The 10766-nt window shown below is 32.3% G+C and carries 6 protein-coding genes; 3 read left to right on the forward strand and 3 right to left on the reverse strand.

Annotation, left to right across the window (positions count from 1 at the left end; translation table 11 throughout):
* A partial coding sequence (locus ACKI3Q_RS02285) for a right-handed parallel beta-helix repeat-containing protein (RefSeq protein ID WP_407413877.1) occupies positions 1-1745 on the reverse strand: 1745 nt, incomplete at its 3' end.
* Between the two features lie 473 nt (positions 1746-2218).
* On the opposite strand from ACKI3Q_RS02285, the gene ACKI3Q_RS02290 reads away from it, so the two are divergent.
* Both ACKI3Q_RS02290 and ACKI3Q_RS02295 read left to right on the forward strand, forming a co-directional pair.
* Complete coding sequence (locus tag ACKI3Q_RS02290) at positions 2219-3379, forward strand: MATE family efflux transporter (protein WP_407413879.1); 1161 nt, start codon at positions 2219-2221, stop codon at positions 3377-3379.
* Between the two features lie 156 nt (positions 3380-3535).
* Positions 3536-6586: a right-handed parallel beta-helix repeat-containing protein gene (locus ACKI3Q_RS02295; protein WP_407413881.1), complete on the forward strand. Its 3051-nt coding sequence runs from the start codon at positions 3536-3538 to the stop codon at positions 6584-6586.
* Positions 6587-6627: 41 nt separating this feature from the next.
* On the opposite strand, the gene ACKI3Q_RS02300 is transcribed toward ACKI3Q_RS02295, so the two are convergent.
* A complete protein-coding gene (locus tag ACKI3Q_RS02300; RefSeq protein ID WP_407413883.1) occupies positions 6628-7731 on the reverse strand; it encodes a radical SAM protein in 1104 nt (367 codons plus the stop codon).
* Positions 7732-8343, reverse strand: a complete 612-nt coding sequence (locus tag ACKI3Q_RS02305) for a TetR/AcrR family transcriptional regulator (protein ID WP_407413885.1) — start codon at positions 8341-8343, stop codon at positions 7732-7734.
* A 429-nt stretch (positions 8344-8772) separates the two neighbouring features.
* Here ACKI3Q_RS02305 and ACKI3Q_RS02310 point away from each other — a divergent pair.
* On the forward strand, positions 8773-10766 hold a 1994-nt coding region (locus ACKI3Q_RS02310; protein ID WP_407413887.1), incomplete at its 3' end, for a right-handed parallel beta-helix repeat-containing protein.

Raw genomic sequence — 10766 nt, forward strand, 5'->3', positions numbered from 1 at the left:
CCCCAATCTCTTTCAATTGTATAGTCCATACGATTGTTATCAAATCGAATATTATTGAAATAACAAGTTCCTGCAAGGCATTCAACTGCAGTATTGAAGTTTTTAACAGTCAAATCATAAGCCGCAAAATAGGTATTACTATCGCCGCCCATTTCAACCCATTTTTTTTCATCATGGTCGTCCTTAGCATAACCGTCAATTGTTGAACCGTTACCCATTATAAGTATGGAATCAAAACCGGAGATATTTGGTCTCCATGTATCATCGGATTCAGCATTTATTTTATCTGTGAAAATAACTTTAAGATTATTAACAAATTTTCCAGCACCTTTATCTGCATCAAACCAGTAACCCCAGCCTTTAATCGAATGGATATCATTATAATCATAGACATCATGAACAAAACCGATGAGATTTTGTGTGAGGCTAACTTCATAGTTCCCATGAAGTACATAATCAAAAACCTGATTAAAATCAGTTATATTTGAAAAAGAAATTGATTTGAGATAATCAAAACCCAAGTGAGAAATTGTTTGGCTTATTGGATTAAGATGAAATGACTCAATCCAGTCTACAGTAAAGTCCATCATAGCTTTGGAATATTTGTCCATATAAATATAATCATATACATCTTCATATGCAGCAAAATTCAAAATGAATAAACCCGTTTCATTAAAATATTGGGCAAAACAATTTAAATCATTACTAATATTATTTAAACCACCGGCCACTATAGATTTATATATTAAAGGAATAATATCCAAATTATTACTCTTCTCTGCAGTTAGATTACCCCAGACAGGAATCTTATATGAATAGAAAAGATAATCTGCATCAATATTAAATAAGGAACCCTCAATAAACGGAAGGTTATTATTAAAAGTATTATTAACTAGTCTGATTTTTTCACATTTACGATCAGTATATATTGCTTCTTTGGTTAACTCTGAACAGGAATTAATAAAATTACATTGGATAACAGTATTATTCGCACCACCAAGATAGAGTGCACCACCTACTCCTCTAGCAGTGTTATTAATAAATTTACAATTCACAATTAAACCATTGTCGCCTGTCCATGTCATTGCACCACCATTTACAGCACGATTATTATAGAAATTACAGTCTTTTATAGTTCCGTTGATACCACTCCAGCATATTGGACTGTTAATCCTTTCAAAACGGTGCCCATCAATAGTTGGACCTGGTATACAACTTGGCACACTATTGGCGAAGGTTAAATTGCTGATTGTTACATTATTTGATAGGACTTTAAATATTGCAAAGTTTTGAGATCCTCCGGCATCAATAGTAAAACCGTTACCGTTAATAACAAGATTATCCTGGTTAATTACAATAATTCGGTTCTCCAAGACAAGTGTCTGATTAACACCGTCAAATATATAATTCCTTGTAAAATTATAAACATCACCAGAATGCAAATTCTCAATATCTCTTTTTAAATCATCATATGTACCGGGCACAGTACTATTAGTCTGTTTATTGTCCACAATATCTTTCTGAATAGAATTTTTGAAATTTACATCATTATTAACAAGTATTTTATCTACATTATTATTTTCTACTTCTTCAACATTAAAATTATCAATGTTTATTTCATGATTTTGTCCATCTGCAGTAATATTGCTACTGATTTGATTTGAATCGGCTGCAAAAGCACATGATGCACTTATTAAAAGGCATGCACTTATTATTACCAAAACCATTAATTTTTTTAGATTCACATTAACACCTCCTGAGTTTTTATTTCCGGGGAAAATTTATTGAGAAATAAAACCCTCAAAAGTCAAATCGACGATTTGTATCTTTTAGAAAGTATAATAAATACTATTCTAATAACAGTAGTGGAAACATATATTAAATGATACTATTAAAAGCATTTTCATCATTTATTTCATTAATTGAATAAGAACATAATAATGTTAAATATCATGAACATATTAATAAAAATAATGCTTTAACTTTATGGGGATTATATATATTTCATGAAATATGACTACTTTTTTCAAATATCTAAAAACTAATATATAAATATATTTGCAAGTTATTACTTGCTTACATGCCGTTTTTTAAAAAAATAACTATATAAATTAACACATTCAATATTTAAAAACTAAAAAATGGATTAAATGATTCATGAATACATTAAAACAATTAAAATTAAGATAGATATTTAGCAAATGTGGTAAATATAATTTTGGATTATATCTTTTTATCATCAGGTATGGGTATGAAATCCGCAGCACTTGCATCATTAATAGGATACATTGTAGCTCTTGTTATATGTTTATGGTATATTCGCGATCCAAAAAGAACATTCAGATTTGTACGAAAGGCCCTTGAAATTAAATCATTCTTTAAAACAACCCTAGACATGATTAAAGTAGGATTTCCTGTAGCAAGCATAAGTATTTTTGACATGATATTTGTTTATATACTAAATGGTTTCTTGGTTTCTACATTGGGAGATACAGGATTAACTACATATACATTATGTGTAGATGCTTTAATAATCGCAAGTATCATAGATGGAGGAATTGCAGATACACTTGCTTCAATTGTTCCAATATATTATGCCAAACATGATTATGTAAATCTTAATCACTTGATGAAACTTTCTCTCATGATTTCAGCAGTTGCTGCAATAATACTTGCTGCATGGTTCTGGTTCTGGCCACAAGGATTTTTAGCTCTTTATAACTTCAATGAAGTGGACATTGCAGACTTTGCTATAAATGCACTCAGATTATACTCAATATTTTTCCTAGTATCCATACTGCCGAACATGCTGATATACTATTATGAAGCTATTGAAAGGTCTCTATTTTCATCAATCCTTTCAGTTATTTATACATTAATAGCACCTTTAACTTCAATATTTGCATTATATTACCTAATTGGGTCTGACGGAATATGGATAGGTTTCAGCGTGGGAACAATCATTACACTGATTATAATTGTCATTGGCGTTAAAATAATACAAATGAGGGAACCGCAATACAGAGGTTTGTTCTTCATTGAAAAAGATTTGGTGCATAAAACCAAAAACTTCGTTTTGACAGGCAATGATTTAAATACTAGAAAAGAATGTATGGAACTTTTGAAAGATTTAAATGCTGACGATGAATTCTGTGGCAATCTCAATAAGATTTTTGATGTGATTATTGATACAAATCCTCAAGGCACATATGTTGAGGTTTTAGTAATAGATTATGACGACAACATCCATGTTGACATAAAATACGATGGGGAAAAAGAAAATCTTGAACACATAAAACACAACTTCCCGGAAGGCCTTCTAAAATATGCGGAGGTTTTAGGATTTAATACAATCGAATACACTATGGACAAAAGTTAAATATTAATTATTTAACTTTATTTTTTTTATATGCTCCAGGGTAACATATATTATTTGGGAGAGAAAAGTATATTATATTTTGTATAGTATACTGGCAAAAATTTTTCATAATATTTAATTTAAACAAAAAAATAGAACATGTTGGGGGAATCTTTTTTGAATAATAAATTTTTATTATTTTTAATATTCATAATTATATTGTCTATTTCTGCTGTAAATGCTCAGAACAGTACGGATATTCAGGAAAATCAACAGACATTAGGTAATTATTATGCTGGCGAAACTGGTAGTTTCACTGAGTTAAATGAAGAAATTACAACTCATGGAAATTTCACATTAACAAAGAACTATGCCTATAATTCCAATGATTCTGACTACAAGGATGGAATCAAGATTACTCAGGATAATATTGTAATTGATGGAAACGGATATATGATTGATGGGGTGGGTCAGGCCAGAATTTTTGATATTGCATCCAATAATGTCACTTTAAAAAACATTATATTTGTAAACGGATTTTCAAGTGCAAACGGCGGAGCAATATATGTTGAAAATGATTTTTCAAATTGTAAAATCGAATCCACATTCATTAATAACAGTGCAAATGCCGGTGGTGCGATATATTTCAATAAGACTGTTTCTAATGTGTCAGTAATGGGATATTTTGAAGAAAATACTGCTGAGAGAACCGGCGGGGCAATAGCTGTTGGAGGAAAATCTACTGACAATACCTTTGTTTGTGATTTTTACAATAATCGCGCAAAAACGGCCAGTGGAGGAGCAATATTTTTCCGTAATTTGGTTGAAAACAATCAATTTGAAAGTATTTTCAGATACAATAGTGCAGGTTATGGTGCAGGAATCTTTTTTTACAATAAAGCAAATAATAATAAATTCAATAGCAATTTCAGTTTTAATGTAGCTTTATCCTGTGGCGGTGCGATGTTTTTCTACAATACTGCGGATAAAAATAACTTCTCAGGATATTATGTTAATAACTCTGCTTTAGGCAAAATTGATTCTGAAAATGGGAACGGCGGTGCAATAACATTCAAGAACACATCATCTAATTCCATATTCACATGTGATTTTGTCAACAATACTGCAGCCTTATTCGGTGGTGGAGTAAACTACAGGGAAACGCCACATAACATTACATTTAACAGTAATTTCATTAACAATAAAGCAGAATTCGGTGGAGGAGTCAATTTCTTTGAAACTTTTGACAATGTAATTTTTAATGGGAAATTCATAGGTAATTCTGCGGATTATGGTGGGGCTATAGCCACTACAAATGGAGTTATTGAAAATACTTCTTTTTTCAATAATTTTGCTTCCACAGATGGAGGCGCAATCTATTTTGATGGTGATGGAGAAGTAAACAATTGTGAATTCTACAATAATTCATTCGTCGGCGGCTATGGAGATGGTGGTGCAATCTATTTCCATGCTGACGGAACTGTATATAATTGTAACTTCACAAACAACATTGCTGTTTATTATGGCGGTGCGGTTTACTTCTGGAAAAACGGAAAAATTTCAAATTCAAATTTCGACAATAGCAGTGCGCGAGATGGTGGAGCAGTATATGTTCACGGCAATGCAGATGTAGATACCTGTAATTTCACAAATAACGATGCCCGGACCGGTGGTGCAATTGAATTTTGGGGAAACGGAACAGTTGCAAACTCTAACTTCAACAAAAATGTTGCAAGCTTTAGCGGAGGAGCAATTTATTCCAGTAACGATTTAAAAATATCAGATTCTATTTTCAGCAGTAATTCCGCATTGATGAATGCGGGCGGCGCCGTTTTTATTTACAGTAAAGGGGAAATAATTCACTGTGATTTTACTGATAACTCCGCTAGCATTGGTGGAGCTATTGATTTGAGAGGGGATGGCGCAACAATTTTTGAATCAGCATTCTCCAATAACTTCGCTACAGATGAGGGTGGTGGAATTTTTCTGGAAGGATCCAATGCAAATTTCAATAATGTAAATTTCATAGGAAATATTGCAGTTAAAGGTTCAGCCATTTATAAAACCAGTGATGCAATAAATTTCATTATTTCCAATGTTATTTTTGAAAGCAACAGAGCTAATACTTCAGATATTAGGATAGAAGTTGAAGGCAATGAAAGTCATGCTCTTAATAATAATGTTACGGTTCATGTTTATCTGTTGGGCGGTGATAACATTGCGAATGCCATCTGGAATAATGGCGGAACAGACACCATTAAACTGGAAAATGTATTCTGTGTGTTTTCTCAGGATGGCGATGGTCGTATAAATTCATTTAAATTTAATGATAATATTTTACAAAATCCGACTGAGGGTTTTGTAGACAGTTCTAGGTTGTGGCAAAGTCCACAGGAAAATGCACAGCTTTTAGATGTGCTGATAACTAATGAAGATGGTAGTGTTGTTTTATATAATCTCACTGATGGTACTGTTTATAAAAACAATACTAAAAATCCGAACCTTTTAATGATGTCAAGCGATTCGGATATTAAGGTAACTGATGTTTACGGAGCAATAAATGTAGAATTGGAAAACCTCCCGGCAGGCAAATATAATATTAAGTCCAGACACACTGGTGATGAATATTATACAGAAAGGGCAAATGAAGGCACTTTTGTTATTCATAATGTTATTTTAAACGTATCCATAACATCCGATGCTGAGGTAACATATACTAACAAATTTGTTAGATTCACTGTTACAGTGATGAATGATGATTTGGGCAATGCCACTGAGGTAATTGTCGCAAATTCCTTGCCAGATACCTTAATCTACTCAAATTGGGGAATCATCAACAGTAATGGTGCCAACATTACTCCCAAAGCAATTAATAATGGTGTTGAATTAAACATATCCAATATAACTGCAGGCAATTTTGTAAAGATATGGATTGAAGCACTCACCAATGGAGTAGGTGACTTTACTAATGAAGTGACAGCACACTGCAAGGAAAACGGCACTAAAATTAACAGTTCTGCTACAGTCACTGTAATTCCTGAAGATGTGCCTCCGAAGAATCCTGAAAATGATACTCCAATCAATCCGGACGATATTGATAAAAAATATGCCGACATTAAGAAAAAAGGTGTAGATATTGAGAAAAATAGTGAATCTACCGGTAATCCTATTTTGGCACTATTAATGGCTTTATCAGTTATGGGAATAATCATCAGAAGAAGAAAATAAAATATAATCTTAATGAGTTTTTTTTTAAAACTCATTCTTTTTTATTTATTTTTAAAATTTTCTAATAAATTTTCCACTTCTTTTTTATGATCAAATAATACGCATCCTCCCTCATGTTCATCTATAAGGATATTTCCATCTCTGAGGTTCTTAAATAATTTTGAATTCAACGCTTCAAGTAAGGATGTGTCCTTGACATTGATGTCGGAGTATGGAGAAGCTGGACAAGGTTCTGCACCGCCATGTGAATTGATGTGGAAAAATCCTCTTCCGGCAGCCAGACAACCTCCGGAGGTCTTTTCATCTCCTGGAAATGACAGGAACAGCATGTCATCATATTCTTTTCGCAAGCGTTCAAGATTATCCAATAATAACTCTCTTTCATTGTCACTTGGAGCTTTTTCATAAGTTTCTTCGTTAACCGGGACATATTCAATGAAAAATACAACTTTGCATCCTAAATCATATAATGTGTCAATAAATTCCTTTGAAATTAATGATGTTAAGTTTCCTTTTGTAAATGTTAGTGAAGCGCCAAAAATTATATTGTTTTTCCTCATTAGATTCATTGAATCAACCAGCTGGCTATAAACACCTTCTCCTCTTCTGGAATCTGTGATTTTTTCATCTCCTTCAATGGAAATGATTGGTATGATGTTCCTGTTTTTGTTGAATAGTTTTAAATAATCATCATTTAACATGGTTCCATTTGTAAATATTGGAAATAGAATTTCTGGAAAATTAGTGGCTTTTTTTATAACGTCTTCTCTAAGAAGAGGCTCTCCGCCTGCAAGAACAATGAAACTTATTCCAAGATTTTTTGCTTGGCTGAAAATTTCTTCCCATTCCTCAGCCGAAAGCTGATTTGAGGGATCATCATCACTGCATGAGTTATTGGCTCTAGAGTAGCAACCGGTGCAATGAAGGTTGCAACTACTTGTAATGCTTGAAATTAGGAAGACCGGAATATTTTGACCATTTTTATCATATTCTTGTCTGATTTCAGTAGCTTTTTTTGCATATTTGGAAAATTTGTGTAAGAATAAAATTTCTTTAGGATTTTTTATGGATGCCTTGATAGCGTCTTTTATGATGTATTCCACTCCTTCAGCGAGATATTCTTGAATATTAAATTTGTCATTCATTCATTTCACCTTCACGCTTTCAAATAAAAATTTTGCATGCTGTTCTGTTTCATCAAATAATTTCTCCAATGCCTCTTCAGGGATGTCATCGTATTTTGCACATATGTCCAGGAGCAAATAGATTGGAAAACTGTAATACTGCTTTGCCAGTAGTTCTGGGTTGTAATCTTTGCGTATAATTCCTTTTTCTTTTAAAATTGTGAATAATCCATTCCAAAATTCCAATGGCTTGACCAATATCTCATTTTGGAAGAACAATCTAATTGTTTCATTGTGATGCATTTGTATGAGAATCAACTTCCAGATTTTAAGGTTTGTTTCCTGAAAAAGCATGTTTTTCATTGCTTCGGATCCAGCATGATAAAACGCTTCTGGATTTTCCAATAAGGGATTATTGTCGGTTAATTCTATGTTTTCATCATCTAGTTCAAAACTGCTTGTAAACTGATTAAATATATCCATCAGTATGGCTTCTTTTGAGGAATAATGGCTGTAAATTGAACTTTTTTTGATTCCTACCTCTTCAGCGATTTCTCTTAGTGAAACTGAATCATAACCTTTTTTTGAAAATAATTCTAGGGATACATTAAATATTTTTTCTTTGGTATTCATCATTACCTACCTACCGTTCGTTAGGTAAATTATAAACTTAAAGATATATAAAGTTTTCTAGTTTAGAAAAGAGTAAAAAATTTTCATGCTAAAAGTACTAAATATGTTGTATCTGTACAGGCAAAATTCATTTTTAATACTTTTTTTGATTAAATAAGATTTATGGTCTATTTTTATTAATTTAGCTTTTTTTAATATTAATTAACAATATTTTTTGCTATTGTGACTAGATTCAGCACAGATATGATGAGTGTGTATTTTTTTTAAAAAGGTATGCAAGTAAGTACTTTGTTGCGAAAATATTTATATAATTCAATTTTTAGATAGTGATGTAAAAAGTAATTTACATTGATGAAAACTATCAACTGTGTTTTTGAGAATATCTTCCAATATATTTTGCCATTGATGAAATAACTCTGGTGGTATTTAATGTTGAATCTAAAAAAATTAATGGTTTTGGTAATAATAAGTGCATGCCTTTTAATAAGTGCATCATGTGCTTTTGCAGCCGATTCAAATCAAATTAGAGGCAATGTTACTGCAGATGGACAAAATCATAAAATAAACATTGATAATCTTAATGTTATGGAAGTAGATAAAAATGCTAATAGCCAGATAAATTTGAAAGACTCTATTCAAAATAATATAATGGACAATGGACCAGCAAATGGTGGTGTGCCCGGTTCATATGATGATTTGAAGGAGGATATTGAGAATTTGCATTCCGGTGATGTTTATAATTTTACAAGGGATTATATATTTGATGGTAATGGTCAGACATTAATATTGCAGGATCGTATTATTGCAATTAATCAGGATAATATTATTATTAACGGTAATGGTTTTGCAATTGATGCTGGTGGTTCTCAGAACTTTGCAATATTTAAAATATCTGGAAATAATGTAACAATCAGCAATTTAACCTTTGCCAATAGTGTGCCAAGTTGTATACCCGGTCCAACTATTGATGGGCACCGTTTTGAAAGGATTAACAGTCCAATATGCTGGAGCGGTATCAACGGAACCATAAAAGACTGTAATTTCTACAACAACTGTGCCGTTAATGGTGGTGCAATGACCTGGACCGGAAACAATGGAACAATTGAGAATTGCAGGTTTATCAATAACACGGCAAGAGGAGTTGGCGGTGCACTATATATTGGTGGTGTGAACAATACCGTTTCATGGTGTATTTTTGTTAATTCAACTTCACAGCTAACCGGTGAAGCAATATATGCCGATCGCAACCGTGAAAAAATCAGGTTTGTCAATGATACTTTTAATAATAAACTTCCCCTCATTGACGGTGCCGTATTTAATATTGATGCTGATTATCTTTTCTATTCATATAAAATTCCTGTGTGGGGTAATATATCAACAGAAAAAGGTTATAAATTGGATATTATTCCTTTAATATATAAATCCATCATAATCGGTGGTGTAAACAATATTGGTGATGATTTTAATTATTTTGCTCAATATTTTAATGAAAGTGGTGATTTCATTTTGAATTTTGCTGCATATGGGGAAATATCTGATTATGTTTATTTGGACGAATATGCCAAAGATATGTTGAACTTTAAAATAGATTGGATTGAATCATTCCATATTGATATGCCTTCCCTGCCTGTTTTTCACTTTGGTTTTGATTATCTTAAATCAATGTCTTTTTCCAATATAACGGATTTCAATCAGGTTTTTGATTGTGTACTTCATGAAAACTATGAATTTAGTCTTACACAAAATCTCATTGGTTTTGTTCATGACACCTTTGATTATTCTGAAATTTCTTCGGTTAAAGGCTGGGATCAATGGTTTGACACAGATGAAGGCGTTGACAAATTTATTAATAATTTTAAAGTTATTTTTACAGATAAGATAAATGCTGAATCTGAACTTTCTTGGACACCAAATATATCAGGTTTTGATTCTATTCTTATAACGGGTAACGGTTCAACAATTGATGGTCTTGCCAAAGATGAAGATGACGAGCAAACATGGATTGACATGGCCGGTAATCCCAATACTATATTTATGGCTTATGATTTGACTGTTAAAAACTTCAATTCCGCCGTTAAATGTTTTGCAGGTAACTGCTATTTCAACAATGTTCGATTCGATAACAATCGTATGGACTATATAATTGAAAGAGATTGGGGTGCAGCAATTATAAACACTGGTAATGTGATGTGTGATAATTGTAGTTTCACAAATAATTACGCCAAAAACGGTGGTGCAATCTTTAATCAGGGGTTCCTGTCACTTAACAACTGCACATTCAAGGGAAATAAGGCATATGGAAAAGGCGATAATGTCTGTGTCGGTGACGGAGGACTGATACAGTTTAACGGTATGAACCTCACAGGCGATTTCGGCCCTGTTTACTTTACAGAGAGCATATCTGTAACGGATATGACTTTGAT

The organism is Methanobrevibacter sp. (assembly GCF_045636185.1).
Lineage (GTDB): Archaea > Methanobacteriota > Methanobacteria > Methanobacteriales > Methanobacteriaceae > Methanocatella.

Excerpts from the sequence above, each read along its gene's own strand:
- ACKI3Q_RS02300 (WP_407413883.1), bottom strand. The coding sequence starts at position 7,731 with ATGAATGACAAATTTAATATTCAAGAATATCTCGCTGAAGGAGTGGAA.
- ACKI3Q_RS02305 (WP_407413885.1), bottom strand. The coding sequence starts at position 8,343 with ATGAATACCAAAGAAAAAATATTTAATGTATCCCTAGAATTATTTTCA.